This window comes from Lacticaseibacillus saniviri JCM 17471 = DSM 24301, from assembly GCF_001311785.1.
Lineage (GTDB): Bacteria > Bacillota > Bacilli > Lactobacillales > Lactobacillaceae > Lacticaseibacillus > Lacticaseibacillus saniviri.
Map to the genome: position 1 here is coordinate 21,369 of NZ_BBBX01000022.1, position 26,091 is coordinate 47,459.

Sequence of the window (26,091 nt, forward strand, 5' to 3'; positions counted from 1 at the left end):
TTGAAATTTCGGAAAAGTTTTTGGATCAGTTTATTAGGCGTGCTGATGTTTGCGCTGAGTGGGGCCGCTAATGTTTCGGCGGCAACCAAATTTGCCGACGTCGCCAGCTATCAACCTGATGACGTGGTGTATTTTAAGAATTTGGCAACCGATCAAGTTGCTGGTGTTGTTGTTAAGTTGACCGAGGGTGGTGGTTACATCAATCCTAAGGCAAACAAGCAGATTGCTTCCGCTAAGGCTGCAGGCATGAAGGTGAGCCTGTATCACTTCGCCCGTTATAATGGTGCTGCAAGTGCGCGTAGTGAGGCCAATCAATTTGCTCAGGCAGCTAAGAATGCTGGCTTGGGGACCGACACTGTGATGGTGGCCGATGTTGAAGATAATGGCTTGAAGACGCCATATGCAGATACGGTGACATTCCAGAAGCAATTAGCGAGCTGGGGTTACCACAATCAAGTGACCTATTCCATGGCTTCATGGTTCTGGGCCAAGAAATTGCCACTGAACTACCCAATCTGGGTGGCTAACTATAGTGCTAACATGCCACAAGTTGATAACGCAGCGGCTTGGCAATATACCAGCAATTATGCTGGTAAGAGTGTCGATATGAGTTATGATTTCACAGGAATTTTCACACAAAAGAATTCTTCTGTGACTCAGGCACCTACCGCAAAGACGGTGACAATTCAATACAAGCCAAACTACGGCATTGCGCTGTGGCAAGGTTTGGGAACAAGTAAGTATGCGACAGGCCGTTACTTGAAGACCGGAACCAGTTGGCGTGTTCTCGGTGAAGCTGTGATTAATCAACAACGCTGGTACAATCTGGGCGGCGACCAATGGATTCAAGCAACCTACACCAGCAAGCCTTACGGGCAATACGGTTTGATTCAACCTAAGACGGTGACAACCAAAACATCAGGTCAACTCGTTAACGGTTTGGTTCAACAAAGGTAATCAAGACACTTGCGAGTGGTACTCGTTGGCAAGTGACCGGTGTTGCGGCATGGGCAGGTGCTGTCTGGTATAATCTCGGCGGCAACCAATGGATCTCTTCAAAAGCGGTGTTGTAATTAAGAGTGCGAAGGCACACGGTTTGGCTGTGAGCACTAACGGAACTAGCGAAACAATTGCGGTTTATGCAATTGTCGCTAGTATTGTTAGGCGGAGCAGGCAGTGTGACTGAGCACGTTTAAACAAAAATAAGGTTGTGACTTCCTATGCGGGAAGCCACAACCTTATTTTTTATTGCTAACATTATTGCTTAATCGCGTTCCAAAAGGCTGAGAATTCCGGTTAACAGAGAAGTGTGCGAACTCGCGCCCAGCAACTGAGCAACAGCATAGGTTCGTTTTATTGGCGTTTTATGCCAATAACGAACCAAGCTGGGCGCAAGTTGTTGCGAGTTCAAACACGTTAATGGATTGCTTCAAATCCTAAAAACAGGATTTGAAGCAATCCCCGTTAATCCTCATTCTCAAACCGCCTTTTGTCACGGCTTTTTCTCTTGAATTAGTAGTTATTGTCCTTGATGTATTGTTGTGCCCAGGACAATAATTCAGCATCTTCTTCAGGATCTTGTGATGTTAAGATAACAGGACCGTCATTGGTGATGGCGAGTGTGTGTTCATACTGTGATGACCAGCTGCCATCCGCTGACACGTAGTATACCCAAGGATCGTTTTTGTCTTTAATTGGTGATCCTTAATCTTCCAAGTGCCTTCATTAATCATGGGTTCAATAGTGATGGTCATGCCGGCCTTGAGCCGTAACCCTTCACCTTTTTCACCGTAATGCATGACATCAGGCTTTTCGTGCATGGTTGGCTGAATGCCGTGACCGATTAATTCGCGAACATCGCCGTAATCGTGCTTGTTTTCAGTGAAGTCTTGAATCGCAAAACCGATATCACCTAAACGCTTGCCGACGACACTTTGTGCGATGCCGAGGTATAACGCCTTCTTGGTGACATCCATCAGATCTTGGGTCTCCTTGGTCACGTCACCCACGGCGTAACTCCAGCAAGAATCACTTTCGTAGCCGTTCTTGTTAACGGTCATGTCAACCTTGACGATATCGCCCTTTTTGAGGATTAAGTCCTTACGTGGTGTCCCATGTGCTACTTCGTCGTTCACGTCGACACAGGTCGCATATTTGTAGCCTTCGAATCCCTTTTCAGAAGGGGTCGCACCGTGTTCGATGATATAGTCGTTGGCGAATTTTTCGATATCATAAGCGGAAATACCTGGCTTGATCATGTCACGCAGACCTAAGTGAACACCGGCCAAAACCTTACCGGATTCACGCATGCCTTCGATTTCACGTTCTGATTTGAGTGTAATCATTAAATTAATGTCTCCTATCAAATGTTCTGAGTAACAGCGCAATTTGTAGAAAAAGCCGTTCACAATTTTTTCTACATCCAGTAATACTCTACCACATTTACTGAAAAACGGTTAATGCGTCTGGCAATTCCTGACTCAACATGGTGCAAGATAGGTGATGGCTACTGGTGCCGGTGCAAACGGCCAGTGTTGCCGGGTCTGATCAGCGATAGAATCGGTACTATCAAATTCACCTTGAAGTGTTGTGTATCGTGATTGTAGCGAGCTGATCTGTTCTTGTTGGAGTGCAAGCAACGCAGCGTTTGAGCCACCCATCCAGCCCCAAGCTGCCAATGAAGGTCCATCTTCGTAAACCAGACAATAAGCTTGAATCCTGTTGTTCTGCCAAATGAGTAATGGGGCATCGGGGATGAGGTCCGTAAAGGCTGTGGATTGCCAAGTTGATTCATTGTAGGCCATGACAGGATTGCGCGCGTGCAATGTCTGGTAGCGGGCATAACTCATCGTGAGTAGTTGCTGCCTTTGACTTGCAGATAATTGATTGAAACTCAAGGCCGTCGCACCCGCGTTGGTTGTCGGTGTAGTGGCCAAAGTTAGTGTTGGCATCACCGTGCGGCGCAGTTCGATGAAATTTGTGTGAGTAGCCAACTGACAAATGGACTCACTGGCGCATATTCACGGATGACGAGATGCGACAAATTCATGGCTTGTGCGATGTCTTTGACAAACTGCAGCACCGTTGGATTCAAAGCCTTGTGACCAGGTCGAATCAGGACCGCAAAATAGAGTGCTGTTGGATGGAAGTTATTTGTCCACCAAGTGACAACACCATTGATGGCCTGCTCATCTTGAAAGATGTGCGTTTGCTGGGTATTTATTGCATGTGTTTGAATCAAGCTGTCGCCGGTGCTGAATTGGGCTAAGAATGCTGCCAGTGTTGTCTTCATTGTTGCTCCTTAGAGATAAGCGGGTTTCATTCACCGTGATGCTTGCCGCGTACCACGTGATCGGCGTGTTCGAGCATCTCATTGATGACATCTAAGATATGGGGGTCGTCCAGCATATAATAGCTAGATTTGCCCACTTTTTTCGCGCTCACGAGTTGATGCTTTTTCAGAATTGCCAACTGATGTGAGACGACAGATTGTTCGAGTTGTAGGAGCTCACCAATCTGACTGACGTTCAGTTCATGGCCTTCAAGCGCCTTGAGCATCTGTAGTCGATTGGGATTGCTCAGGAGTTTGAAGATACGCTCGGATTCTTGCAGATGCTGCTGATCAATTAATTCGATATTATCCATCGGGTTATCCTTCTCTGCTGGTTTTAATCTCTATTATACAGCGTTTACAGGGAAGAATTAAATCCAACTCAGGATGTGACTAATCAAGCCGCTGTCCCAGAAAACATAGAGGCCAATTAAGACATAACAGATCTTCATCAGCTTTTCGCCGTGATCCGTCATGAGTTTCGAGACACTTGGTATATCTGCCACCCATTTGATAACAAAGACAACGAGGACTGTGAGAACGCCGATGAACAGCAGGGTGATAAGGAAATTACTCATGGTCTCGCCGACCAGAACGGGTAAGAAAATCGACAGGTTACAGCCGGCACAGACCGATAGATAGGTGATTAAGACGCTGAGAACGGGTGACCGATGTGTCTTGGTATCGTCGTCGTCATCGTCATCACGAAAGGCCATATAGATGGGTAAAATTCCGAGAATACCCAGAATCCATTCGGGTAAGAATGCGGCCAGAATTTGCCCGATGAAATAACTCGCCGTCAACAGAATCAGGTTACCTAATAGGTATCCCAGCATGACTTTGGGCAGTGAATACTTCTTTAATAGAAAGATCAGCATGAAAAAGAAATCCAGGTTCACACTGAGGAAGGTGAGTGCGAGTACGCCATAGTTCACAATAAAGCCTCCAATACATGAATGAATAAACATATGTTGATTACAACATGTATACTACACGTTTTCATCTGTAAATGAAAGTGAAAAGACTAACTGAGCGCAAAAAACAGAGGGTGTGACAAAACTACGTTTTATCACACCCTCTGTTTCAATTTTCGAACAAAATAGATTAATCGTGTTCCAAAAGACTGAGAATTCCTGTTAATCCTCATTCTCAAAGCGTCTTTTGTCACAACTTCTTGACACAGCTTCAATTCACTTAGCGGACCACGGTAACTGATACAGGTGCGTTTTTGGCCATGTAAGCGGCCTGACTACCAAAGACACCTTGCTTAGCACGTGCCCCGATAACGAGGAGATCAGGCTGTACAGCAGGAATGACTTCTCGAACGATGGTTTCGCCAGGGTCGCCTTCCGCCACGATTGCTTGCACGTTCTTCACACCTTTAGTTTGTGCTTGCTGTTTGAAATCTAAGATGTGTTTTTCAAGCGCATCGCGTTCACCGTGGACATAATCTTTATCCAAGGCTTGAAAAACATTCATTTCGTCATTTTCTAAGACAGAGACGATGACTAATTCGGCGTTATCCTTCAATGCTAGGTTGATTGCATAGTCGAAGGCCATTAAGGCATCTTCTGAGTCATCAACACCGACCAAAATTCGTTTTAATTGTGCATCCATTGTGTGGCCTCCTAATCTTCAGCGTCTGCGAGATCTTGTAAGTGCTTGGCATAGCGTTGGTTCCCGCGGTAGAGGTCGTAAACCGTCCACGCGAGCAATGCCATGACAGCAGCAATTAAGATGTACGCAATGGTGTGTGCAATTGAGACTTGGCTGGCACTAGGATTATCGCCAAAGAAGGCGGTGATTGAGTCAGGCAATCCCTTCATGTTCAGGAAGGTTAAGCCGACAACGGAAACCCAACCAGCAATTTTGACCCAAAGTGTGTTCTTAAAGCGTTCACCCATTTCGACCTTGCTGTCGGTCATCATCAATAGTGGCAGCATGGAGAATGGTAAGGCGAAGGCCAAGAAGACTTGTGAGTTGTTCATCAGATTGTTCAGCGCCGTATGTTCGTCGACGGCACTCTTACCGCTGGTCATCATGACACAGATGAGCACTGGGATAACGGAGATTAACCGGGTGATCAAACGCCGCGCCCAGATTGGCATCTTCATGTGCACGAAACCTTCCATGATGACTTGCCCAGTCAGTGTCCCCGTGATGGTTGAGTTCTGACCAGAGGCCAACAAGGCAACCGCAAACAGGGTGGAGAGAATCCCGGATTTGGCAACGGCAATCAGCACACCATTGCTCAAGGTGGAAGTATCGGATAACGCTTCAAACAAACCGAAGAATGATGGATCCTTCACAGCACCACTCTTGAAGACGGCGACACCCATGATAAGTAAAAGCGCGTTGACGAAGAAAGCGGCGGTTAATTGAATGTTAGAATCCCATGTTGAGAAACGAACGGTACGTGCCACGTCTTCTTCATCGTGATGGTTGATTTCACGAGTTTGTGAAATCGCTGAGTGTAAGTATAAGTTATGGGGCATAACTGTCGCCCCGATAATCCCGAGGGAACCGCTCAGTGGGGACATGCCGTTAACGGATGGTGAGCTTGCCATCACCTTAGCAGAAGGAATGAGCCCGAATAAGACACCCTTCCAATCAGGGTTAGATAAGGCAACTTGGTAAACAAAGACGAATAAAATGACAAGAATCAAGCAGACAACAATCGCTTCGATTTTACGGAAACCAATTTTTGTCAGTAATAATAAGAGCAAGACATCGAACACGGTAATGAAGACCGCGATGACGAGTGGAATGTGGAATAAGAGATATAACGCAATCGCGGCACCGATAACTTCAGCGATATCGGTTGCCATGATGGCTAATTCGGTCAAAATCCATAAAACGATTCCCAACGTTTTACTGGTACGGGCCCGAATCGCCTGCGCCAAGTCCATCTGACTTACGATACCAAGCTTAGCAGCCATGTATTGCAGTAACATCGCAATTAAGCTTGAGATTAAGATGACGGACATCAACATGTATTGAAAGTTTTGTCCACCGGTGATTGATGTTGACCAGTTACCCGGATCCATATACCCAACCGCAACAGTGCGCCTGGACCCGAATACATAAATAAGGCCTTCCAGAAACTAATATTTTTGGGTACCTTAACTGTCCCGTTGATTTCCTCTAAGGAACGGCCGTTAGCATATTGAATCAACTTATGCCGTTGCTTAGGGTTCTTGATACCTTTGTCCATAAATAACTCCTCCTTTTTATCTTGAACCAACGCTTATTATACGCTAAACTTTGTTGATGAAAAGGGGTAAATTAGGATTACCTGAATATTTTTGGGGGGATTGGGTGCGGAACAGTCGGGATAATTATTTGAAAGCTATTTTTGAATGCAGTCAAATCACTGGTACAACAAGGAACAAGGCGATTTCGGATGAACTGCACATTGCACCAGGATCGGTGAGTGAGGCGATTGCAAATTTAGTGACAGCCAAACTTATCACACGGCACATCTATGGTACCGTCGCACTAACGCCGTATGGGTTTGCGACGGCAACGGTACTCATGCGCCACTACTATTTGCTAGAGGTTTGGCTCGATCGGATGTTGCACTACCCATTGCCGCTCATACCAGAGCTGGCGTGGAATATGGGCGATATTGATGAGGATTTTGCGGCACAGCTGGACATTTATTTAGGCCATCCTGAGTTAAATCCATTCGGACATCCGATTATGCCATTGAAACTTGAGAACCGGCATTTAATCGGTTAATCGATGTTAAGGCTGACAGTACTTTTACCATTGTCAGTTTTGTGGAATCAGCAACCATGCTGAATTATTTGGATAAGTTGGGAATACCACTCAATGCGGCGCTTGATGTGGTTCAGACGACGCCGCTGGTCTGTGAGGCTGAAGCAACGGGTAAGCAGTATATTTTGGATGCGACTATGGCACAAGATATTTTGTGCACACACCGATTTGTGTGTAAGTCGTGACTCCATTTCTTGCGTCTGGTGGGTGACATGACTACCATGGAGAAGAAGACACAAGCAAGGAGTGGACGATGATGACAGAAACAATGAAGGCAGTTGGCTTCTATCAAGGCTTACCGCTGTCAGATCCAAAGGCATTGCAAGATCTTGAACTGGCAAAACCAAGCGCACAAGGTCGCGATATTTTGGTTGCGGTCAAAGCGACATCGGTGAATCCGGTTGATACCAAAATTCGCCAGACTACGCCACTTCAGGAAGCGGCTAAGGTGATTGGCTGGGATGCAGTCGGCACCGTGGCGGAAGTGGGCGATGAGGTGACCAAGTTTAAGGTCGGCGATCGCGTGTATTATGCTGGCGCTGTGAACCGTTCGGGGAGTGATGAAGAATTCCAGTTAGTCGATGAACGACTGGTGAGCCTCGCACCTCAAAAATGAGTGATGAGCAGGCGGCCGCGATGCCATTAACCAGTCTGACGGCCTATGAGTTGTTGTTTGACAAGCTCCACCTGATTCCAGAAGCCAATGCGGAATATGGCAAGACCTTATTGATTATCAATGGCGCTGGTGGTGTGGGATCGATTCTCATTCAACTCGCCAAGTGGATCGGGATGACGGTGATTGCCTCAGCGTCACGACCAGAAACCATTGCACAGGTCAAAGCGATGGGTGCCGATTTTGTCGTCAATCACCGTGAGAACTATGTCGACCAAGTGCATGATTTGGGCTTTGATTATGTGCCATATATCATTTTGCTGCATTCAACAGAACGACACTTTGATCGGGCGGCCGAACTCGTGGCACCATTTGGCCACATTGCGTCAATCGTTGAATCGACAGAAGATTTACCGATGTCCAAAATCAAGAATAAGAGTGCCAGCTTCGACTGGGAGTTCATGTTCGCTAAGGCTAACTATCAGTATCACATCGAAACACAGGGCCAAGCGCTACAATTGATGGCTGAACTGTTTGATGCGGGCGTGCTCAAATCAACGCTGAGTAAGACCTATCACGGCATCAGAGCTGATACGATTCGCCAAGCACATGCGGATGTTGAGGCTGATCGGATGATTGGTAAAGTCGTGGTGAGCGGCGGCTTTAACTAATGGTTCACTAATGAGGGGGTGTGACAAAACGTAGTTTTGTCACACCCCCTGTTTCAATTTCCAAACAAAATAGATTAATCCTGTTACAAAAGACTGAGAATTCCGGTTAACAAAGAAGTGTGCGAACTCGCGCTTAGCAACTGAGCACCAGCATAGGTTCGTTATTGGCGTTTATGCCAATAACGAACCAAGCTGGGCGCAAGTTGTTGCGAGTTCAAACACGTTAATGGATTGATTCAAAGCCTAAGTTCGGGCTTTAGCATCAATCTCTGTGAATCCTCATTCTCAAGGCGCCTTTTGTCACAACTTCTTATTTTTACATTGTAAAGACGATACGGCCAGACCCGCGATCTTGCCAACCTTCCTCAAAATCACTGAGGGGTAATTGGTGGATAGTGAAGGTGAAAGGTGTTTCTGCTTCCGCCGCGAGAATTTCAGCGAGTGATTGCAAAATATATTTAGGGGCCACTGAACCTTGGCCGGAACCGATTAATTCCAGTGTGACCGCGCGGAAGGCGGCACCGGGGATGGGTGCGGTTTGGCCAGCGGAACTGCCGATTTCAACCCATTTCAATAATTGCTCATCATCGTGGCGATTAGGAATGATGGCTCGCATGGCGTTGGCACTGACATCGCCCCACAAGTAGTCGAGGATGATATCGACATCACTGCCAGCTTTGGCCAGATCGGCTTTGACGGTTTCGGGATCACCGCTCAAATCAACGAGTTGGGTCGCGCCTAGTTGTGTGAGTGCCTGAAGTTTTTGTGTGTTACGGGCAACGGCAATCACTTCAGATGCGCCCATGCGATGTGCGATTTGGACGGCGAGGGCGCCGGCGTTACCTGTGGCGCCGAGAATCATGACTTTCTGCCCGGGTTGAAAATCGGCCCGGTACTTCAAGGCCATCCAAGAGGAAAGTGCGGGATTCATCATCCCGGCCAGCTTAGCGTCATCTAAACCGGCGGGAACGGGTACCCAGTGGCCCTTTGGCACAGCGACTTCTTCGGCAAAACTACCTTCGCTGATGAAGTAAACTTCTGCCCGTCTACCAAGGTGCCGATGCCGTCAACGCCAGGAATCATCGGCAGTTTGCCGTTTGAACTGTAGTGTGCGCCCATTGCACCGGATCGTGCCCGGTTCGAAAGGGATGATGCGGTGACGTGAATTAATGCTTCGTTATCTGTTGGCGTTGGGGTGCTGAAATCTGTTTCAAATCTGGGACCTGTCGTAAAATCTCGAACGATAATTGCTTTCATAGTGAGTGCTCCTTTTTATTCGCTGTGATAAATCTGTTAGTTGTGATTTTGATTGAATTTTAATTACCGGTAATGTAAACTGAGTATAGAACCTAAAATTGAGAAAGTCAACAAATATATTACAGGTAATTAAAAATGAAAAAAACAGATGAATTACAACAAGTGATTGCGCGCATTCGCAATGAAGCTGATGAAGATCCTGAGCGTGCATGGTTAGCGGCACATGCACAGACACCAGCTGTGGCGGACCTTGTCGGTAAGTCCAAGCACTTCACGCATTCCGAACTGATGATTCTGACTGTCTTGGCGCGGGCGGATGCCGCGGTGCCATTCAAGGCAATTCAGGAAGAGTCAGACTTATCACAGGGCATGTTATCGCGCTACGTCGATCGTTTGGCCAAACAGAAGCTGATTGAGAAGTTCCATACGCCGACTAATAAGAAGGCGGTTGTGCTGCGAACAACATCCATGGGCCAAGAAATCGGCCAGCTGCATGATGAACTTCATCGCCGCCAGCAACAGAACTATGACGCGGTTTTGACACGGTATTCCGATGCGGATTTGACGCTTGTCACGCACTTCTTGAATGACCTCATGGATGCCAGGGAGCACTTGGATTGATTGGTTACAAAATGAGCGACATGTAATTTTGAGGTGTATAATGACGCTATGACAAAAATAACAAGAACGGTAATTTTGGATACAGCGGCTGAACTGGTTGAGCAAAAGGGCGTGGATGGCGTCACGCTCGCCGATGTCGGCAGTCAACTGGGAATCAGTCACGCCGCCTTATACAAATACTTTAAGAACAAGCGTGATCTGTGGACTTCCCTATCATTGCGTTGGCTCGATGCGATTTTGCGTGATATTTTTCCATTCGACACAACCGGATACACCTCAAAAGCGGCGATTGCCCACGATTGGTTGTGGGATTTGGCGCAAGGCAAGATGAACGCGTACAAGGACGATCCGACCATGTTCACGCTCTACACGGAATACATTGACGCCAATGAGGATGTGCTCGCCATTCATGTGGGGGATCTCGTCGCCAGCCTCAAACAAGCGCTCGGCACTGATGACGAGGTGCAGGTGCGGGCGCTTATCTCGGCATTTGCGCAATTCACGACGCCGGTGTTTGCCAAGTCTTGGGGGCCACAATCCCAAGCTGACTTTGAGGCCATTTGGCGCTTGGTTGAACCAAGCTTGAGAAATGACTAACATAGATTGAGAAGTTATTGAGGGGGAAACAGAATGGAATTTCGAACATTAGGTAAGACTGGTTTCAAAATCAGTGAAGTATCACTCGGTACTTGGCAATTAGGCTCCAAGTGGGGCGATCCATTTGATGAACAGGACGCACTCGACACACTTGAAGCGGCTTATGCATCGGGCGTGAATTACTTTGATACCGCTGATATTTATCAGGATGGCCAGAGTGAACACGCCGTTGGGCAATTCATCAAGCGCCACCCAGATGTGCATTATTCAACCAAAATGGGTCGCAAGTTAGAACCACATACGGCAGAAAGTTACTCCAAGGCCAATTTGACGCAGTTTGTCGACAGCTCACTGCGCAATATGGATGTCGATAGCTTGGACCTCGTACTGTTGCACTGCCCACCAACCAGCGTCTACTATGATCCAACCGTTTTTGAGACCTTAGACGACTTGAAAAAAGCCGGGAAGATTCAAAACTATGGTGTCAGTGTCGAACGGGTCGAAGAAGCTATGAAGGCATTGCAATTCGATATTTCCGCTGTCGAAATTATTTTTAACATGTTCCGGCTGCGTCCGGCTGAACAGTTCTTTGCTGAAGCACAGGCGGCCAATGTCGGTATTCTGGCTCGGGTGCCACTAGCGAGTGGCTTGTTGAGCGGTAAGTACACCGCGAACACACAATTCGGTAAAGACGATCACCGGTCTTACAATCGTCACGGGGAGGCCTTTGATAAGGGTGAGACCTTCTCTGGTGTGGACTACGCAACAGGTGTGAAGGCTGCCGATGAACTCAAGCAACGTTTGGGAACGGACGATTTGGCTGCTGTGGCACTGCGTTATATTTTGATGTACGACGCCGTGTCCGCCGTGATTCCTGGCGCAAGTAAGCCGGCTCAGATCACAGCCAACGCGGAAGCGGCTGCTTTACCAGCGCTGACAGACGCACAAATGGCTGTTGTTAAAGATGTTTATGATACCTATATCAAGAATCCAGTGGAATACCTCTGGTAATTCTGAAAAAAAGAGATGACCGATTATCGGTCATCTCTTTTTTTGTTTAGCGGCTCAATTTGCGGAGGCTGTACCATCCGGCAGCGATTAATGTAATTAATGCAATCCCGGCAGCGACAAGCCCGCTATGAGTGGCATCTCCTGCTTGTGGCAAGCGTGCCGTGTTTGACTTGTCAGCAGATGCTTTCGTGCTCGATTGTGCTTGTTGCTGAGTAGCGGTGCTGTGAGTGTTACTTGCATCGTTCTTTGGGATTGATTGCGTGCCAGTGGTAGAAGTAGCCGGCTTATTTTGACCAGTTTGATGAGCGGCAATATGATTGCTGCCCGTATCGGTACTTGGTTTTGTCGCATCGTGGTTAGTTTGGTTGGTTACTGGTTTGGTTGGTTTGCCATTGTGTGTTGGCTGATTAGGATGTTCTGGATTGAATGGTGCGACGGGATCCTGAACGATGCCAGGTTTGGTTGGCGTAGATGTATCATCATCAGGCTGGTGGGTCTCACCGGATGTTGTGTTGTCACCATTATCGCCAGGCTGGTGAGTCTCACCGGATGTTGTGTTGTCACCATTATCGCCAGGCTGGTGAGTCTCATCGGATGTTGTGTTGTCACCATTATCGCCAGGCTGGTGGGTCTCACCGGATGTTGTGTTGTCACCATTATCGCCAGGCTCAACGGGGTTAGTTGTGGCCCCATTCTCGTCATTTTTGGTGTAAAGGCCACATTTTTGACAATATTCTGAGAATCAGGAGTCACTGATACGGAGGGAATGTTATCGATTTTGCGAGTAAAGCCGGTAATCTGGGGGACATCCACTGCAGCAAAATTGTCGCTTTCTTTTGACCAAGTGTGATTAATCACTTCTTTGTTTACAAGATCAATAGTATCTGCTCTCCTAAATTCAATTTGGTTACGATAAGGATCGTGCAATACTTTACGGTCAATAGACGAGATATAGTTGATGGTTTGTGTAATTACTTTTACTGCTGCTGATGGACGAACTTCTGTCGCATGCTCCAAATGCACATTATAGAGACCGTCAAGCTGGCTATTCTCGTCTAGCTTTGACGTTTCATCTGTCACAAGACGATAACCCTTTGATTCGAAATCTTTAATCGTGGATGACACAGTGTTTTTTAAATCATCCAGTAACCCTTCATGTGCGGTCATCACTAAATCTGGAGGTAGCGGTTGTTTGTCAGTATCATCGATGAAATGAACGGTTATCTTTTTTCCATTTGGTCGTGGAATGGGTTTTCTGATTTACCACCGTAGATGTTGGCGCTACCGCTAAAGATGGCATCATGCTTAACGATGACGGCACTAGGAGCTAATATGCGTACGCCATTATAACTATTTGAGGTATCACTCATGTTAACAGTGGTGTTGTCTGGCAAATTGAGAATGATATTGCTCGAATTGACATTGGTAGTGCTATTAAGCGATTGACCCTTGGCAAGATTTGTATCTATGTCTGTATTATCGGTATTCTTGTCGTTATCATTAATGAAGTTAACGACAACTTTTGCGTCAGGCACTTCTGCTTGGCCAGTAAATTCGATTGTATGATCTTCCAAGTCGGCCGTACTGCTGACGGCAAAATAATAAGTATGGGTTGGTTCGTCATACATTGCTTGAGAGAGTGGCAGGATAAAATTTCCGTTTGCTTGGGCAGTTACTTTCGCTTGCGCTGCAGCGGTCGATTTTTGTGAAAAGTAGTGTGATAAACCATTCAATGCTGTGTGAATGGATCGGAAGTAGCTCGTCCAATTCTGGGCAGATGTTGGTAGCGTGAACGCTTTGAAGGTGCCGCCATTGATATGATTGATTAGTTCCCAGGTGATTGTGCCTTTACCGACAAATCCGTGATTTTCAGTAAAATATATCGGAGAATCGCTGGAAATTGGAGTTCCCTCTATGGGAGATAGAATAATATCGCCATTGAGTAACGCAGAATAATTCTGATTGTGGATTGATTTCAGATGTAATCCACCACCGGGAGCTAGTTGTAAATCTGATCCCGTTGCCAAACTGCCATCGTATGCGCCTTGCCCTTGTAATGTTGAGCCTGAAAATACGGTCATACCAAAGTTGTTGAGATAAGTTAACAATGCTTGTGGGTTATTATTAATAGTTTCTTGATTTGACAGATAGGCTGAATCAAGTGTTGGTATGGTGACACTTTCAGATGCTTGTGGTGGTGTTAATTTCCAACTGCCGTCTGGGTTCACGGTAAGATCATAGCCAGCAGGCATTATTGCACCTGTGGGTAGAACATTTGGCACTGTTTTTTCTGTGTCGTTTCTGCCGCTCGCACCGGTACCTGCGTTGCCATCAGTGGCCCAGCGGTAGCCAGTAAAACGGTGCCCGCGACAAATAAACGTTTGTAATTCATTTTTCTCTCATGTAAAGTTCCCCCAATTCTAGATGTGTTTGCAAAAAACATTGTTTCAAATTTAATCATGCTAAACACACCAAACGAGTACCACTTTACAATAAGTTGTTTTTATTATCAACATAAATTTTAGAACGAATTTAGCGTTAGTTATTATTTCAAAAAGTAAAAGAAACAATTGCTTGACAGTCATTGCCGCTTTTAAATATCTACTAAAGAATATAAGCTATAGTGACTGTCATGGTTGGGATACAAAAATATCTTTGAATAATTGTTTTGAGCGGAGAATGAAATTCAATGTCAAATGTTTGAAAAGGGGAAAATAATTTTTTGAAATTAATCGCAAGTAAAAATCTCTGACTTGGTCAGAGATTTTTCCGTATCATCGACCACTTTGCGTATTCTCATCAAAAAACTGGACAATCCCCATCTTTTTGGCAATTATTGATGTAATTGTTCGATGTGGAGGAGATGCACAGATGCGTGAACAGATTTATGTTGTATTGGCCTTTATTGGCGGTTGGATGCTGTATTTCTACCCGCTCTATCAAGGTGTGTTGGAACTCTCTGAACAAAAACGAGTCATCGACAAGTTTAGAGGCACCGATGTGGCTTATCCGCCAGTATCGCCATGGTATTGGCTGCTGCCACCACTTAAGATTTCAAAAGAAAAACAGCGCGGTATTCAGATTCTACGCGATCGTGTCGACCAGGAAGAAGAGTCAGATGAGTTATTGCGCTTCTTTAATCGCGCAACGGCCTGGTTTTACATTGCGCTGGCCGGCATTCTGAATGGGATTGTGGTGACGGGCACGATGCTGGATCAATGGTGGCCTGCTGCGAGTGTGTGGCTATCGATTGGCCTGGATCTTGTGATGATTGCGTTGGGCGTTGTCCACGTGCGCTATCGCATGGGTCGGCGGCGCGGCCAGAAGTTAATGACGCGACTGTTCAACCGCGACTAACTAAATCAGGGGGGAGACATACAATGATGATAGGCGACCTAATCAATCCACTCATGCCAACGCTCATGATATCGTTACACCCAGAGAATGTGACGGCGATTAAGCAGGGGCACAAACAAATCGAGTATCGCAAGCGTTTCTTCAAGGATGCCTTCCAAGCCTTTGTATGCACAACGGGCAAAATGGCGGTATTGAACTGTTTATCAAGTGTGATACAGCGATTCAAGCAGATGCTGCAAAACTCGCACAGATCGGCATGACGGTGCAACAGGATGACTATCATGAGCTCATTGATTATTTTCAGCCATCGGGCGGGCTCGCGATTCCAATCTTGCGGATGGCCACAATCGAGATGATACCGCGCACCACCTTGCAAGCGCAGTTCGACCGTTTCTCGGTGCCGCAAGGCTATTATTTTTGGACACACGCGAAAAATGCCGTTGCTATCGATGCTGAGTGCACAAGAGATTCAAGCGCAACATACATTTCCATGGGCAGATAACTATGCGGCCATTGCTGCAATCAAATGATCGAGAGGCGCACCTGAATGAAGATTATTATTTCTCCCGCCAAAAATGAAGGTGGATGCGGATAGTTTTGCCGTGTTGAGTCAGCCAAAGTATATGACTGAGACCGCGGAAATCGCGCAGACACTGCAACGCGCCACCTATGATGAATTACAAACTCTGTGGCACACTAACGACAAGTGACGCGACTCAATCAAGCGCGTTTGGAGAGGCTCGATTTGACCCACCAAGTGACGCCGGCGTTGATTGCCTATTCGGGGATTCAGTATCAGTACATGGCACCTGATGTGTTCACGGCGGCCGCGTTGGCCTATGTGCAAGCCCATCTGCGTATTCTCTCAGGGTTCTATGGCATCTTGCGGCCCTTTGATGGTGTGGTGCCTTATCGGTTGGAAATGCAGGCTAAACTGCGCGTGGGTGATGCGGACAATCTTTACGCCTATTGGGGCGATAAGCTCTACACCGCGCTAAACAATGCAGGGGAGCCCATCATCAATTTGGCGTCACAGGAATATGCCAAGACAATTCAAAAGTACCTGCAACCGAGCGATGTTTTCATCGATATTGTGTTCGGTAGTCTAGTGGATGGCAAAGTGAAAACGCGGGCGACATTGGCCAAGATGGCCCGTGGCGAGATGGTGCGCTTCATGGCCGAAAATAACGTGACCACGTTGGACGAGCTGCGGATGTTTGATCGGCTCAATTATCACTATCAGGCGGCATTATCGAGCGACGACAAGCTGGTTTTATCGATAATTAACGATGAGTTTGCGTTATACTGACAGACATTAAAATTGAAAAAAGAGGACAATTGAATGAAAGCATGGCAAGTGCAAAGTGCAGCTAATCGCACGATTGAGGATTTGGTGTTGGCCGAGGTACCCGAACCCCAGATAACGGCCACGGAACTACTGGTTAAAATGCACGTCGTTGGACTCAACCCAGTGGACTATAAGGTGATTGAGAATGGGATTGATAGTTGGCAATATCCGCATACGGTCGGGATTGACGCGGTCGGTGAGGTTGTCGCGCTGGGAGAACAAACCAGTGGCTTCAATATCGGCGATCGGGTCTTTTACCATGGTGATTTGCGGCATGACGGCAGCCTAGCAGAATTTGCGGCCACGGATTTTCGCGGTGTGGGCCATGTGCCTGATACGATGAGCGATGAACAGGCATCGGCGATTCTGTGCTCTGCGATGACCGCGTATCAAGCGCTGTACCGCAAGGCTAATTTGGTGGGCAAACAGACTATCCTGATTCACGCGGGCGGCGGTAACGTCGGGTTCATCGGTATTCAGCTGGCAAAGAAATTAGGCTTGACCGTGATTGCGACGACCTCGGCCCGCAAACGGGAGCTGGTTACGCAAGCCGGCGCTGATGTGATTATCGATTATCATGTAGAAACGTGACCGAACGCGTCTTAGAGACGACAAATCAATTGGGCGTTGATCTGAGTCTCAATACCATCGGCCAGCAGGAAATTGCCCCCGACATCGACCGAATGGCCTATAATGGTCAGATTTTGGTCGTTGGCGATGGCATTCCCGAAGGCCTTGATTTGGATGGTCGCGCGCTGACGATTGCGCGTATCGCGCTGGGTGGTGTTTATCGCTCGGATAACGGCGCACAGATTCACGATTTGGCCATCATGGCTGAGTCATTAGCCACGATGGTGATGCACCATGAATTAGTGGCGCCCGTTGATTGGCTGGTACCGATGCAAGACGTCAAGGCGGCCATGGTGGCGGTTAAGGCTGGCACAGCGCAAGGCAAAATCAGTGTGAAAGTGCAATAAAAAGGGGTTGCGACAAATTTTTGTCGCAACCCCTTTTCCAATTTCCGAACACGTTAGATTAATCGCGTTTCAAAAGACTGAGAATTCCGGTTAATAGGAATTAATCCTCATTCTCAACGCGTCTTTCGTCACAGCCCCATTTTGTGTTGTTAAATTACCGCTTGCCGTAAATCAATTCAGGCTCTGTGCGTTGTGTGGCTTGATCGTAGAATGCTTGGGCGATGGTGGTAGGATTTTGCTTGCCATCATTACCTTCACGAATGTAAGTCCAGATGTTAACTAAGCCAGCGAACACGCCATCTTTTTGAAGGTCCTTGTTGAGCGAAAGGGCAAAATTGTGCACGGCTGCCTTACCCATGGACTGCGACGTATCTGTTGTGCCTGGCTTGGAAGCCACGACACTGTTGGTGAACAAGATGGCTCCCTTGGTTTCCTTGAGCAATGGCACGGTTTGGTTAGCGATTTGAACGGCGCTGCCGACATTGACCGTCAAATCCTGCATGATGTCCGCGCCTGTGAAGGTGCTTGGCCGGCCCTTGCGCCGCATTGTCGCGTTAAAAATCACGGTATCCAGGTCACCGAGCTTAGCGATTGCTTCTACGGATTGTGTGACGCTGTCGAAGTTTGAAAGATCGACAGGCACTGCAGAAGCGGTGATGCCTTCAGCCTCAAGCGCTGATTGCACCTGCTTCAGATGATCCTGATCGCGTTCGAGCAACGCGACAGTATACCCTTGCTTGCCAAAGACTTCACCCAATGCCTGACCCAGACCAGATTTACCAACACCATAAATTGCTAATACCTTATTTGCCATTTGTCTCACCCCAACATTTGATTTGTTGCGGTCATTGTAGCGCCAAGTGCCACAAAATAAATTAATTGGTTTCGCACGGCGGTGTGACGGCTATTTCTTGGGTAAGCTGCGGCCGCGCGCATAAGCGGCCACCACGACGCGATCATCGAGGTAATTGGCCATATAGACATTCTCTGGTTCATAGCCCTGTTCGGCCAATTCGCGGCGCAACCAGTCCTCGTCTTTGTGGATGTCTTCCAGCGTATCGAATGCGATTTGACCATCCAATACGAGTGGGAATTTGATGCTGGTATCGCCTCGTTTCACAATGGTGAGCTGGCCGTTCAATTCCAGAATGGCACGTTCCACTTCGCGAATATCGGCGACACCACTCGTCCGCATTTGTAGGAGAGATCGTTAGCCGAGATGCCTGCCTTGGTCGCGTTATCGACCAAGACTTGACCGTGATGAACCACCAAAACGGGCGTGCCATCAATCCATTTTTGATCAGCGGATGGTGGTTGGTCAGGTACTTGGACGACAGCACAATCAATGTCCAGATCAGGAGCACATTGAAAAACTGGAGGAGGGAGATGTCTTGATTGTAGATGACGCCCCCGATAATGCCCCCAAGCACAAAGTTTTGCATCTGATCGACAATGGTGCTGGGCGCCAAATTCCCTTTGCCGGCCAGCTGAATCTGGACCACAAAAGTGATAAACCCCATGAGTAATTTGAGTGCGGTATTGAGATAGAGTCCTTGCAGCATGTCTGGCACCTCCTATTGCACGTACTGACTGTTACGGTCGATTAATTGGTATGCTTGAGCTGATAGGACGCGCCATCGGTATCGATGATGACGGTGTAGGTCTTGTCGTTATCATGATCAAATTGAATCAGCATGCCCGTATAAACGCTGGTGGAATTCGCAGCCAGGCGTTTGGGCGAAATCTTCTTGGTTTTGGCAATCGATGTGAGCAGATTCGCCGCGGCTAAGGAGTTACGCGATGCACTCTGATTCTGCTGCAAATCGACGACCTGAATGCCAATCGTCAAAAGCACAGCGATGACAATGATGACCAACAAATCACGATATTTGGTGACGTCGCGATGGCGCAAGGTATAGATGACATTGATGATAATGGCGAGGGCCCCGGCAAAAATCAGCACATAGCGTAGTGTTGATTGCCAGTTGGGTTGGCGCAATAGATATTGGTAAGGATAAAAGACGGTGAGTAGCATGGCAGCGACCTCCAGTGATTTCGTATTGCTATTAGTATACTTAATGATAGAGCGTGATGTCGAAATTTGTCACTGGTCTATTTTAGATTGCGTGACAGTGACACGAAATAACTTGAAAAGTGCGCGTAATAGTTTCATGATAAAGAAGTAATGACAGCGTTTTTTAAACGTGGGTGATAGACCGTTTCATCGCCGACGAGTAAACCAAGAAGAGGGTAATCATATGTTAACCATTGAGAACGGTAAGTTTCGCGCAACCATCAGTGAGATGGGGGCTGAGCTCCAAAGTTTAGTGAACCGCAAGGATGACTATGAATTCATGTGGTCTGATAAGGGCCGCGGATTCTGGGGCCGTCACGCACCCATTCTTTTCCCATCTATCGGGAAGTCCAATGATGACCAATATTCAATCGATGGCCAGCTCTATCCGATGCACCAACACGGGTTCGCGCGTGATTTTCCATTCACCATTGTGAAGCAGGACAAATCGAGTGCGACCTTCAGCTTAAAGTCCAACGATGAGACGCGCACCATGTTCCCATTCGACTTCGAACTGTTAGTGACCTACAGCTTGAGCAAGAAGGGTTTGGATGTGGCTTATACCGTCAAGAACGTGGATAAGCAAGACTTTGCCTTCTCATTGGGCTCACACCCTGGGTTCCAAGTGGCGTTGAACGATGCCGGTGACTTCGATGATTACAGTGTAACCGTTACTCCTGTTGACGGCGCCATCAAGCAATTTGATATCGATCCCGTACCATTTCGGAACGGTGACGTATCCGAACTGGCTGCCGCAGATGGCAATAAGATTCCACTCACACATGCCCTTTTGGATGATGGGCTGATTATCTTGGACAATCCTGAAATTCAAAGTGTGACGCTGAGCTCACCTAATCAAAAGCACAGTGTGACCTTGCAAGTGAACGATTTCCCTTATGTCACACTCTGGAGTCCTGAACACAAGAATGCGCCATTCATCTGTGTGGAACCATTCAATGGCCTGCCTGACAAATTCGGTGATCCAACTGACTTGTTCCATAAGGAAGGCAATGTGACCGTTAAGGCACGTGATCAAAAGCAAATGCACTATCAAATTGATTTGATCTAAAAGAGAGAAGCTGTGACAAAAGGTGTTTAGAGAATGAGGACTAATGTGGATTGGTGATAAATCCCGAACTTAGGATTTGAAACAATCCATTAACGTGATTGAACTCGCAACAACTTGCGCCCAGCTTGGTTCGTTATTGGCAGAGACTGCCAATTAAACGAACCTATGCTGGTGCTCAGTTGCTGAGCGCGAGGTCGCACACTTCTCTGTTAGCCGGAATTTTCTACCTTTTGGAACGCGATTAGCTGACAACACTTGCGAGCACTAACGGGACTAGCAAAGCAATCGTGGTTTTAACGATTGATGCTAGTCCGGTTAGGCGGAACAGGCAGTGTGAATGAACGCGTTTGATTCAAAAATAAGGCATCTGTGCCATAACCTTTGTAGGTTGGCACAGATGCCTTATTAATTTATTTAAATTCCACGGAAGATGGTGTACTTTGCTTGGAAGTATTGGTCGCCACCCAAGGAGTACATCTTCATCCCCTTGATGGTTTTAGTGCCATAGACTTTCCATGCAGAACCGTGTTGTAACTTCTTGGCACCAGCAGCGCCACTGTATTTTACGGTGCTACTGTTCTTACCGCCCTTAACGTTATAGTTGGTCCCATTTGCGTGGTAGACCTGGATCCCATAGCCTTTGACGTAGTTGACGGTGATGACACCGGTCTGGTTAGCGGAAGGCTTAGGTGCTGTTGGAATCGCTTGGCCGGTTGGCTTCACGTAAACGACAACCGTTTCGTCAGCGAAAATTGGACGAATGAGAATTTGATCATCATAAATAAAGGCATCAGAGTCCTTTAATACGTGGCTTGCATTACCGGCAACAGAGACGAATTGGTAGCCGTATGGAATGGTATCTTTATCGTAGTGGTCACCAAGATTATTATAATCAAGCTCTTCGACAAATTGGTGGGTATAGATGGTTTGACCGTTGTTTTGATTGACCACCTTGAGTAGGACTTTCGAGTAGCTCCCAGTGCTATCGTTTACCATAGTGCTGTAGTAACCATCGGCTGCCTTATGCATTTGCGTCCAGCCGTAATTAGCGGCCGACACCGTATTGCTTGTGACACTGCTCAAGCCGATACCCAGTACTGCTGCGCCCAAAACTAACCCTAACTTCACTTTACTGCTACCAAAATAATGTTTCATCATGACTCTCCCTTGATTGTAGTCGCGATCGTCATCGCAATGGTTGTGCATGCGTTCAACAAATCAAACTCTAAACTTCAAAAACCTTGACGTCAAGCAAAATATAATTTGATCGCTTTTTGGCTGAAAAATGATTATTGTTCGAATTCATCGCGATGTTGCGCAAAGAAAGCCGCATAGACTTGTATTGCAGGCAGGGCTTGCCAAGGTTTAGCAACCACAGGTGTTGCATCCAAATCATAGACCTTAGCGTGTGGCATCGCGAGGACAAACGGTGAATGGGTCGCAATAATGAACTGGCACCCAAAGAAACGCGCACTATCCGTCAATAATTGGGCAAGCTCTTGTTGATGTTGTGGTGAAAGTGAATTTTCAGGTTCATCCAGCAAGTAGAGATGATTGTCTTGCAGCTTCTGGTCAAAGAACTGCATCGCACTTTCACCGTTGGACCATTCACGCGCATTGGCCATCAGATTCTCGCGTACATAGCGAGATTGCGTTTGCGGCGGACATCGAGCACCTTCTTGAGTTTGTCGTAATCAGCCATATTGTGATAGTGGAAATCACTGAACTTGGTGGTGAGATAATCTTTGAACATATCGGTTCGCGTATCGTCAATATTTTGATTGAGGGCACGAACATGGAGCATGGCGTCGAATACATCGTCGCTCGTAACAATCGCTGAGTCAGAAGGAATCGGCTGTCTGAGCTGATAATCGCACAGTTCAAGATAGTCTTCATAAAAGCTGGAACGGTTATAGAGACTACCGCGGGTTAAGTTTTAATTTTTCCGCGATGATGTTGAGGAGCGTCGACTTTCCTGAACCATTATCACCATACAAATCGTGACCGGTTCAAAGGTAGATTGGTTAGATGTTTGTTGGGAAACAACTGAAAGGGATAGTATGTTGTGAATGCTTTGCTCTTTTGGTCGATGAAGAATTTCCATTCCGCATGTTCATCGGGCAAGGTGAACGATTCGATATATTGCATGATTGGGCCTCGATTCTTGAGTGCTGCACGAATGACTGGCGAATACGCTATAATGATAACAAATTATGATTCCAAGGGGGGGATTCAGATGACGCGCGCATTATTAGTGATTGATCTCCAAAATGGTGTGGGGCCGTTAATCGATGCGGCGAGCTTACTGACTCGCGTGAATCAGCGGATTGCGGCATTCCGACAACAACAGCAACCGATTATTTTATTCGGCATCAAGAACCCGGCATGGAAAAGAACACGGACGCCTGGCAATTGGTGGCAGGGCTCGACCATCGAGATACCGATCATTATGTCGACAAGACGCACCCTGATTCATTCCACAAAACGGTGCTGCAACAGACATTAGATGATTTGACCGTGGATGAACTCGAAATTTGTGGCGCGGAAACCCAGTTTTGCGTGGACACGACCATCAAGGCGGCATTTGACCGTGGCTATCCGATTGTGATGAAGCACCACATGACCTCAACGGAAGAAGATGATCTGATTCCCGTTCCCGTGATGGTGACGCACTACGAACGGATTTGGGATCATCACTTAGTCACGTTTTAGATGAATAGAGGACAATTATTGTGAAACATATTGTAACAGGCATTGTGGCGCACGTTGACGCGGGTAAGACCACGCTGTCAGAGGCATTGTTGTATCGCAGTGGCGAGCTAAGACAGTTGGGTCGCGTTGATAATGGCGATGCGTTTTTGGATTCAGATGTACTGGAAAAACAGCGCGGCATCACGATTTTTCGCATCAGGCTAATCTGCAGTACCAGGACTTAGCCATTACACTGCTCGACACCCCAGGACACGTGGATTTTGCCAGTCAGACGGAACAAGTGCTGTCGGTACTGGATTACGCGATTCTGGTTGTGGCCGCCACAGATGGGATTCAGGGCTACACGCAGACCCTGTGGCACTTACTCGAGCGCTATCAGGTGCCCACTTTTGTTTTGTGAACAAAATGGACGCACCGGGCGTCGATAAGACCGCGGTGCTGGAACAACTACAAGCGGTCTTATCGCCGGGTATCTTAGAAGTAGAGACCATGACAGAAGAAGTCGCGCTTCAGAATGAAGCAGTGCTGGATGACTATTTGGCTCAGGGGGAGCTGCCCGATGCCACGATTCGACGCATGATTCAACGACGCCAAGTTTTCCCCGTTTATTTTGGTGCCGCGCTCAAGCTGGACGGGGTTGATGACTTTTAGCCGGATTCAACCGTTGGACCAATGAAGCCACAGGTGAAGCCGAGTTTGGGGCGCGGGTTTTCAAAATCTCGCACGATGACAAGGGTGAACGATTGACTTGGGTTCGGGTCACGGGCGGTGAATTAGCGACCAAGGCCATGATTTTACCTGACCAAAAATCAATCAGTTGCGGCAATATAACGGTGAGAAATATACCGTGGTGCCAAATGTAATGGCGGGACAGATCTGCGTCATTCCTGGTTTAGAAGCGACCTATCCGGGACAAGGGTTGGGTGCATTGGCGGATGCAAAAGCACCGTTCATGCAGCCGGTGTTGAACTATGCGTTGGATCCTAAAGATAATGATATCCATGCCTGCTTGGCAGCGTTGCGGCAATTAGAAGATGAAGATCCACAATTACATGTGATGTGGTCCAGCCAGCTGCAGGAACTGCGAGTGCAGATTATGGGCCCGATTCAACTCGAAGTGTTGCAACAACTGCTGCTGACGCGCTTTGATTTGGATGTCGCGTTTGGTGAGGGGAGTATTCTGTACAAAGAAACCATCACGGCACCCATTGAGGGCGTTGGGCATTTTGAACCCCTGCGCCACTATGCGGAAGTACATCTGTTACTCCAACCGGCAGCGGTGGGCAGCGGATTGACATTTGATGCCGACGTGCCCGTGGACGTGTTGGGAAAAAACTGGCAACACCAAGTGCTGAGCAGCTGGGTGCCAAAGAGCATTTGGGTGTGCTGACGGGGTCACCCATCACGGATATGCGGGTCACACTGGTCAATGGCCGAGCCAACAATGTGCACTCAGTCGGTGGTGATTTCCGTGAAGCCACGTGGCGCGCCTTGCGCCAGGGCCTGATGATGGCCAAAGTGACGGATACTGCGCAGTTGTTGGAGCCGTGGTATCAATTCCGCTTGGTGGTGGCGCCTGATCAAATCGGGCGCGCGATGACAGACGTACAGCGGATGAGCGGCCAATTTGATGCACCAGAGACAACTGCCTCAAATGCGGTGCTGACTGGTACGGCGCCGGTGTCTGAGATGCAGGATTATGCGCGTGAGGTGCAAGCCTATACGCATGGGCAAGGCCAATTGGAACTCGTCGTGGCCGGCTATCAACCGTGTCACAATGCGGAAGAAGTGATTGAAAGCCGCGCGTACAATCCCACTGGCGACGTCGCCAACACACCCGATTCCGTATTCTGTGCCCACGGTGCTGGCTATCCCGTGGCGTGGAATCAAGTGCCAGAAGCCGCGCATGTGGCGTATTTCGATTCTTAAAGAGAGTATAATATTGCTGTGCAGATTTTATCTGACGGATTTACATTTCGGGCGCAACACGTGTTGAAATTAAAAAGAGTCATCGTCTGAGTGAAGTGCCCCATAATTGTTAGGCTTGATTGTCTAACAGCTATGGGGCACTTCATGTATTTATGAGTTGAACAGTTATGAAATGAAAATTCAAGTGGTAATGATTAGCGTCGTGAAGATTTGACTATAATTTACAGATGTATTTTAACAAAGTAAAACTAAAGGGGCTTTTTGTTCAACTGCTACCCGTAGAGTTATAGCAACTGTTGGTGATTAGTTTATTTAATTTCCCGGGCAATGTACATCGGTCGCCGCTTCACTTCCAAGTAAATACGGCCGATATAGCGGCCCAAGATTCCAATCGCAAGAAGCTGTAAGCCACCGATGAGTAGGAAAATCGATACCATGGATGGCCAACCCGCTGTCGGATCACCATAGATAGCGGCCCGAATCACGATGAAAATCAAGGCAATCAAGGCACCCAAAGCGCTGATACCCCCAAGCCAGGAAACAAAGGCCAATGGCGCATCTGAGAAATCGATAATCCCATCCAGTGAGTATTTGAACAGACTGGTGAAGGACCACGATGTTTCACCATGCTGTCGCTCCACGTTGGCATATGGCAGATATTTGGCGTTAAACCCAATCCAGCCAAAGATCCCCTTGGAGAATCGATTGCGTTCACTCATTTCAAGAATCGCTGCCACCACTTGC

The 26,091-nt window shown here is 47.5% G+C and carries 29 protein-coding genes and 7 pseudogenes; 15 read left to right on the top strand and 21 right to left on the bottom strand.

Going from position 1 to position 26,091, the window contains the following annotated elements; all coding sequences use genetic code 11:
* Nucleotides 1-957, top strand: a complete 957-nt coding sequence (locus JCM17471_RS10980) for a GH25 family lysozyme (RefSeq protein ID WP_054777927.1) — start codon at nt 1-3, stop codon at nt 955-957.
* 555 nt (nt 958-1,512) lie between these two features.
* On the opposite strand, the pseudogene map reads toward JCM17471_RS10980, so the two are convergent.
* The 7 genes and pseudogenes from map to JCM17471_RS11015 form a co-directional block, all read right to left on the bottom strand.
* Nucleotides 1,513-2,345 (bottom strand): annotated as a pseudogene (gene map / locus JCM17471_RS10985) (type I methionyl aminopeptidase).
* A 135-nt stretch (nt 2,346-2,480) separates the two neighbouring features.
* Complete coding sequence (locus JCM17471_RS10990) at nt 2,481-2,951, bottom strand: hypothetical protein (protein ID WP_054777928.1); 471 nt, start codon at nt 2,949-2,951, stop codon at nt 2,481-2,483.
* The gene (locus tag JCM17471_RS10995) at nt 2,951-3,292 is read right to left on the bottom strand and encodes a hypothetical protein (protein WP_054777929.1); all 342 of its coding nucleotides are present in this window, start codon (nt 3,290-3,292) and stop codon (nt 2,951-2,953) included. Before JCM17471_RS10995 ends, JCM17471_RS10990 begins: the two co-directional genes overlap by 1 nt.
* 26 nt (nt 3,293-3,318) lie before the next feature.
* Nucleotides 3,319-3,645, bottom strand: coding sequence for an ArsR/SmtB family transcription factor (locus JCM17471_RS11000; protein ID WP_054777930.1), 327 nt, complete (start codon nt 3,643-3,645; stop codon nt 3,319-3,321).
* 57 nt (nt 3,646-3,702) lie between these two features.
* A complete protein-coding gene (locus tag JCM17471_RS11005) occupies nt 3,703-4,266 on the bottom strand; it encodes a cadmium resistance transporter (protein WP_054777931.1) in 564 nt (187 codons plus the stop codon).
* Nucleotides 4,267-4,525: 259 nt separating this feature from the next.
* Entirely contained in the window at nt 4,526-4,948 is a 423-nt protein-coding gene (locus JCM17471_RS11010) for a universal stress protein (RefSeq protein WP_054777932.1), read from the bottom strand.
* An 11-nt stretch (nt 4,949-4,959) separates the two neighbouring features.
* Nucleotides 4,960-6,545: pseudogene (locus JCM17471_RS11015) on the bottom strand (Nramp family divalent metal transporter).
* Nucleotides 6,546-6,649: 104 nt separating this feature from the next.
* Between JCM17471_RS11015 and JCM17471_RS11020 the strand changes: the two are divergent.
* The 3 genes and pseudogenes from JCM17471_RS11020 to JCM17471_RS11025 all read left to right on the top strand — a co-directional run bounded on the left by JCM17471_RS11020 (nt 6,650) and on the right by JCM17471_RS11025 (nt 8,395).
* Nucleotides 6,650-7,072, top strand: coding sequence for a metal-dependent transcriptional regulator (locus JCM17471_RS11020; protein ID WP_054777933.1), 423 nt, complete (start codon nt 6,650-6,652; stop codon nt 7,070-7,072).
* 56 nt (nt 7,073-7,128) lie between these two features.
* Nucleotides 7,129-7,296, top strand: a complete 168-nt coding sequence (locus tag JCM17471_RS13555; RefSeq protein WP_263849493.1) for a hypothetical protein — start codon at nt 7,129-7,131, stop codon at nt 7,294-7,296.
* Between the two features lie 83 nt (nt 7,297-7,379).
* A pseudogene (locus tag JCM17471_RS11025) lies at nt 7,380-8,395 on the top strand (zinc-binding alcohol dehydrogenase family protein).
* A gap of 316 nt (nt 8,396-8,711) precedes the next feature.
* On the opposite strand, the gene JCM17471_RS11030 reads toward JCM17471_RS11025, so the two are convergent.
* A complete protein-coding gene (locus tag JCM17471_RS11030) occupies nt 8,712-9,389 on the bottom strand; it encodes a quinone oxidoreductase family protein (RefSeq protein ID WP_225354271.1) in 678 nt (225 codons plus the stop codon).
* Nucleotides 9,350-9,652 carry an MDR/zinc-dependent alcohol dehydrogenase-like family protein gene (locus tag JCM17471_RS15515; RefSeq protein ID WP_225354272.1) on the bottom strand — a complete coding sequence of 101 codons (303 nt, stop codon included), beginning with the start codon at nt 9,650-9,652 and terminating at the stop codon, nt 9,350-9,352. The genes JCM17471_RS11030 and JCM17471_RS15515 overlap by 40 nt, the downstream gene beginning before the upstream one ends.
* A 135-nt stretch (nt 9,653-9,787) precedes the next feature.
* Between JCM17471_RS15515 and JCM17471_RS11035 the strand changes: the two genes are divergently transcribed.
* Genes JCM17471_RS11035 through JCM17471_RS11045 form a run of 3 tightly spaced genes read left to right on the top strand, consistent with a single transcriptional unit; the run spans nt 9,788 to nt 11,881 of the window.
* Entirely contained in the window at nt 9,788-10,273 is a 486-nt protein-coding gene (locus JCM17471_RS11035; RefSeq protein ID WP_054777934.1) for a MarR family winged helix-turn-helix transcriptional regulator, read from the top strand.
* A 48-nt stretch (nt 10,274-10,321) separates the two neighbouring features.
* The gene (locus JCM17471_RS11040) at nt 10,322-10,870 is read left to right on the top strand and encodes a TetR/AcrR family transcriptional regulator (RefSeq protein ID WP_054777935.1); all 549 of its coding nucleotides are present in this window, start codon (nt 10,322-10,324) and stop codon (nt 10,868-10,870) included.
* A 33-nt stretch (nt 10,871-10,903) separates the two neighbouring features.
* Entirely contained in the window at nt 10,904-11,881 is a 978-nt protein-coding gene (locus tag JCM17471_RS11045; RefSeq protein WP_054777936.1) for an aldo/keto reductase, read from the top strand.
* Nucleotides 11,882-11,927: 46 nt separating this feature from the next.
* Here the strand turns inward: JCM17471_RS11045 and JCM17471_RS16660 are convergent, their stop codons facing one another.
* From JCM17471_RS16660 to JCM17471_RS14215, 4 genes are read right to left on the bottom strand one after another with little or no spacing between them, the layout of a single operon-like run.
* Nucleotides 11,928-12,332, bottom strand: a complete 405-nt coding sequence (locus JCM17471_RS16660) for an LPXTG cell wall anchor domain-containing protein (RefSeq protein ID WP_082395312.1) — start codon at nt 12,330-12,332, stop codon at nt 11,928-11,930.
* Complete coding sequence (locus JCM17471_RS11050) at nt 12,251-13,051, bottom strand: mucin-binding protein (protein ID WP_500778364.1); 801 nt, start codon at nt 13,049-13,051, stop codon at nt 12,251-12,253. Before JCM17471_RS11050 ends, JCM17471_RS16660 begins: the two co-directional genes overlap by 82 nt.
* A 50-nt stretch (nt 13,052-13,101) precedes the next feature.
* Nucleotides 13,102-14,133, bottom strand: a complete 1,032-nt coding sequence (locus JCM17471_RS11055; RefSeq protein WP_054777938.1) for a collagen-binding domain-containing protein — start codon at nt 14,131-14,133, stop codon at nt 13,102-13,104.
* Nucleotides 14,133-14,273, bottom strand: a complete 141-nt coding sequence (locus JCM17471_RS14215) for a hypothetical protein (protein ID WP_156321693.1) — start codon at nt 14,271-14,273, stop codon at nt 14,133-14,135. Before JCM17471_RS14215 ends, JCM17471_RS11055 begins: the two co-directional genes overlap by 1 nt.
* 479 nt (nt 14,274-14,752) lie before the next feature.
* Between JCM17471_RS14215 and JCM17471_RS11060 the strand changes: the two genes are divergently transcribed.
* The 5 genes and pseudogenes from JCM17471_RS11060 to JCM17471_RS11080 all read left to right on the top strand — a co-directional run bounded on the left by JCM17471_RS11060 (nt 14,753) and on the right by JCM17471_RS11080 (nt 17,563).
* Complete coding sequence (locus tag JCM17471_RS11060; RefSeq protein WP_054777939.1) at nt 14,753-15,238, top strand: hypothetical protein; 486 nt, start codon at nt 14,753-14,755, stop codon at nt 15,236-15,238.
* Nucleotides 15,239-15,404: 166 nt separating this feature from the next.
* A complete protein-coding gene (locus tag JCM17471_RS11065; RefSeq protein WP_054777940.1) occupies nt 15,405-15,740 on the top strand; it encodes a hypothetical protein in 336 nt (111 codons plus the stop codon).
* Nucleotides 15,741-15,785: 45 nt separating this feature from the next.
* Nucleotides 15,786-16,547 (top strand): annotated as a pseudogene (gene yaaA, locus JCM17471_RS11070) (peroxide stress protein YaaA).
* Nucleotides 16,548-16,580: 33 nt separating this feature from the next.
* Nucleotides 16,581-17,177 (top strand): alcohol dehydrogenase catalytic domain-containing protein, encoded by a 597-nt coding sequence (locus JCM17471_RS11075; protein ID WP_054777941.1) that lies wholly within the window; start codon nt 16,581-16,583, stop codon nt 17,175-17,177.
* Complete coding sequence (locus JCM17471_RS11080; RefSeq protein WP_054777942.1) at nt 17,174-17,563, top strand: zinc-binding dehydrogenase; 390 nt, start codon at nt 17,174-17,176, stop codon at nt 17,561-17,563. Before JCM17471_RS11075 ends, JCM17471_RS11080 begins: the two co-directional genes overlap by 4 nt.
* A 154-nt stretch (nt 17,564-17,717) precedes the next feature.
* Here the strand turns inward: JCM17471_RS11080 and JCM17471_RS11085 are convergent, their stop codons facing one another.
* From JCM17471_RS11085 to JCM17471_RS11095, 3 genes and pseudogenes are all read right to left on the bottom strand, one after another.
* A complete protein-coding gene (locus JCM17471_RS11085) occupies nt 17,718-18,377 on the bottom strand; it encodes an SDR family NAD(P)-dependent oxidoreductase (RefSeq protein ID WP_054777943.1) in 660 nt (219 codons plus the stop codon).
* 90 nt (nt 18,378-18,467) lie between these two features.
* Nucleotides 18,468-19,125: pseudogene (locus tag JCM17471_RS11090) on the bottom strand (DUF421 domain-containing protein).
* 41 nt (nt 19,126-19,166) lie between these two features.
* The gene (locus tag JCM17471_RS11095; RefSeq protein ID WP_054777944.1) at nt 19,167-19,598 is read right to left on the bottom strand and encodes a DUF3290 family protein; all 432 of its coding nucleotides are present in this window, start codon (nt 19,596-19,598) and stop codon (nt 19,167-19,169) included.
* Nucleotides 19,599-19,821: 223 nt separating this feature from the next.
* On the opposite strand from JCM17471_RS11095, the gene JCM17471_RS11100 reads away from it, so the two are divergent.
* Entirely contained in the window at nt 19,822-20,706 is an 885-nt protein-coding gene (locus JCM17471_RS11100; protein WP_054777945.1) for an aldose 1-epimerase family protein, read from the top strand.
* A gap of 414 nt (nt 20,707-21,120) precedes the next feature.
* Here JCM17471_RS11100 and JCM17471_RS11105 read toward each other — a convergent pair whose 3' ends face one another.
* The 4 genes from JCM17471_RS11105 to JCM17471_RS16665 form a co-directional block, all read right to left on the bottom strand.
* Entirely contained in the window at nt 21,121-21,861 is a 741-nt protein-coding gene (locus JCM17471_RS11105; protein WP_054777946.1) for a hypothetical protein, read from the bottom strand.
* 134 nt (nt 21,862-21,995) lie between these two features.
* On the bottom strand, nt 21,996-22,331 hold the full coding sequence (locus JCM17471_RS15525; RefSeq protein ID WP_225354273.1) for an AAA family ATPase: 336 nt from the start codon (nt 22,329-22,331) through the stop codon (nt 21,996-21,998).
* Nucleotides 22,331-22,510 (bottom strand): hypothetical protein, encoded by a 180-nt coding sequence (locus JCM17471_RS15530; protein WP_225354274.1) that lies wholly within the window; start codon nt 22,508-22,510, stop codon nt 22,331-22,333. The genes JCM17471_RS15525 and JCM17471_RS15530 overlap by 1 nt, the downstream gene beginning before the upstream one ends.
* Before the next feature lie 115 nt (nt 22,511-22,625).
* Nucleotides 22,626-22,703, bottom strand: coding sequence for an ATP-binding cassette domain-containing protein (locus JCM17471_RS16665; protein ID WP_225354279.1), 78 nt, complete (start codon nt 22,701-22,703; stop codon nt 22,626-22,628).
* A gap of 388 nt (nt 22,704-23,091) precedes the next feature.
* Here JCM17471_RS16665 and JCM17471_RS11115 point away from each other — a divergent pair, with 388 nt between their 5' ends.
* Together JCM17471_RS11115 and JCM17471_RS11120 are read left to right on the top strand one after the other, a co-directional pair.
* Nucleotides 23,092-23,418: an isochorismatase family protein gene (locus tag JCM17471_RS11115; protein WP_054777947.1), complete on the top strand. Its 327-nt coding sequence runs from the start codon at nt 23,092-23,094 to the stop codon at nt 23,416-23,418.
* Between the two features lie 20 nt (nt 23,419-23,438).
* Nucleotides 23,439-25,347 (top strand): annotated as a pseudogene (locus JCM17471_RS11120) (GTP-binding protein).
* Nucleotides 25,348-25,655: 308 nt separating this feature from the next.
* Here JCM17471_RS11120 and JCM17471_RS11125 read toward each other — a convergent pair.
* Nucleotides 25,656-26,091: pseudogene (locus JCM17471_RS11125) on the bottom strand (glycosyltransferase family 2 protein); the annotation flags it as partial.

Excerpts from the sequence above, each read along its gene's own strand:
- JCM17471_RS10990 (WP_054777928.1), bottom strand. The coding sequence starts at position 2,951 with ATGCCAACACTAACTTTGGCCACTACACCGACAACCAACGCGGGTGCG.
- JCM17471_RS10995 (WP_054777929.1), bottom strand. The coding sequence starts at position 3,292 with ATGAAGACAACACTGGCAGCATTCTTAGCCCAATTCAGCACCGGCGAC.
- JCM17471_RS11000 (WP_054777930.1), bottom strand. The coding sequence starts at position 3,645 with ATGGATAATATCGAATTAATTGATCAGCAGCATCTGCAAGAATCCGAG.
- JCM17471_RS11010 (WP_054777932.1), bottom strand. The coding sequence starts at position 4,948 with ATGGATGCACAATTAAAACGAATTTTGGTCGGTGTTGATGACTCAGAA.
- JCM17471_RS13555 (WP_263849493.1), top strand. The coding sequence starts at position 7,129 with ATGCTGAATTATTTGGATAAGTTGGGAATACCACTCAATGCGGCGCTT.
- JCM17471_RS15515 (WP_225354272.1), bottom strand. The coding sequence starts at position 9,652 with ATGAAAGCAATTATCGTTCGAGATTTTACGACAGGTCCCAGATTTGAA.
- JCM17471_RS11035 (WP_054777934.1), top strand. The coding sequence starts at position 9,788 with ATGAAAAAAACAGATGAATTACAACAAGTGATTGCGCGCATTCGCAAT.
- JCM17471_RS11040 (WP_054777935.1), top strand. The coding sequence starts at position 10,322 with ATGACAAAAATAACAAGAACGGTAATTTTGGATACAGCGGCTGAACTG.
- JCM17471_RS11045 (WP_054777936.1), top strand. The coding sequence starts at position 10,904 with ATGGAATTTCGAACATTAGGTAAGACTGGTTTCAAAATCAGTGAAGTA.
- JCM17471_RS11055 (WP_054777938.1), bottom strand. The coding sequence starts at position 14,133 with ATGCCTGCTGGCTATGATCTTACCGTGAACCCAGACGGCAGTTGGAAA.
- JCM17471_RS14215 (WP_156321693.1), bottom strand. The coding sequence starts at position 14,273 with ATGAATTACAAACGTTTATTTGTCGCGGGCACCGTTTTACTGGCTACC.
- JCM17471_RS11060 (WP_054777939.1), top strand. The coding sequence starts at position 14,753 with ATGCGTGAACAGATTTATGTTGTATTGGCCTTTATTGGCGGTTGGATG.
- JCM17471_RS11065 (WP_054777940.1), top strand. The coding sequence starts at position 15,405 with ATGCACAACGGGCAAAATGGCGGTATTGAACTGTTTATCAAGTGTGAT.
- JCM17471_RS11075 (WP_054777941.1), top strand. The coding sequence starts at position 16,581 with ATGAAAGCATGGCAAGTGCAAAGTGCAGCTAATCGCACGATTGAGGAT.
- JCM17471_RS11085 (WP_054777943.1), bottom strand. The coding sequence starts at position 18,377 with ATGGCAAATAAGGTATTAGCAATTTATGGTGTTGGTAAATCTGGTCTG.
- JCM17471_RS11095 (WP_054777944.1), bottom strand. The coding sequence starts at position 19,598 with ATGCTACTCACCGTCTTTTATCCTTACCAATATCTATTGCGCCAACCC.
- JCM17471_RS11100 (WP_054777945.1), top strand. The coding sequence starts at position 19,822 with ATGTTAACCATTGAGAACGGTAAGTTTCGCGCAACCATCAGTGAGATG.
- JCM17471_RS11105 (WP_054777946.1), bottom strand. The coding sequence starts at position 21,861 with ATGAAACATTATTTTGGTAGCAGTAAAGTGAAGTTAGGGTTAGTTTTG.
- JCM17471_RS15525 (WP_225354273.1), bottom strand. The coding sequence starts at position 22,331 with ATGGCCAATGCGCGTGAATGGTCCAACGGTGAAAGTGCGATGCAGTTC.
- JCM17471_RS15530 (WP_225354274.1), bottom strand. The coding sequence starts at position 22,510 with ATGCTCCATGTTCGTGCCCTCAATCAAAATATTGACGATACGCGAACC.
- JCM17471_RS11115 (WP_054777947.1), top strand. The coding sequence starts at position 23,092 with ATGGAAAAGAACACGGACGCCTGGCAATTGGTGGCAGGGCTCGACCAT.